The following is a 259-nucleotide window of genomic DNA, read 5'->3' on the forward strand; positions in this document are numbered from 1 at the left end:
GGCGGTGTGGTTGCAAAGCACTTTTCGAATATCGTCAATTCGCGCCAAACCTCGCTGGGTACCTTTCTGACAGATACCACCTACTTCGGGGGCAATGGCTATTCACTGCGTCTTGACGGGCTGACAAAAGGCCTCAATGACAATGCGCGTCGCCGTTATATTGTTGTTCACGGCGCTCCCTATGCGTCTGAAGATTTTATTCGACGCCATGGTTATTTAGGCCGCAGCTGGGGTTGCCCTGCTCTTCCGGCCAATCTTT

General features: G+C 52.5%; 1 protein-coding gene. It reads left to right on the forward strand.

Annotated elements, in window-relative coordinates; genetic code table 11:
• Positions 1-259: murein L,D-transpeptidase catalytic domain-containing protein (locus R0J87_RS21935; protein WP_498888954.1), on the forward strand; the 259-nt coding region annotated here is incomplete at both ends.

Source organism: Halomonas sp. SIMBA_159 (assembly GCF_046536035.1).
Taxonomy (GTDB): Bacteria; Pseudomonadota; Gammaproteobacteria; order Pseudomonadales; family Halomonadaceae; genus Vreelandella; species Vreelandella venusta_A.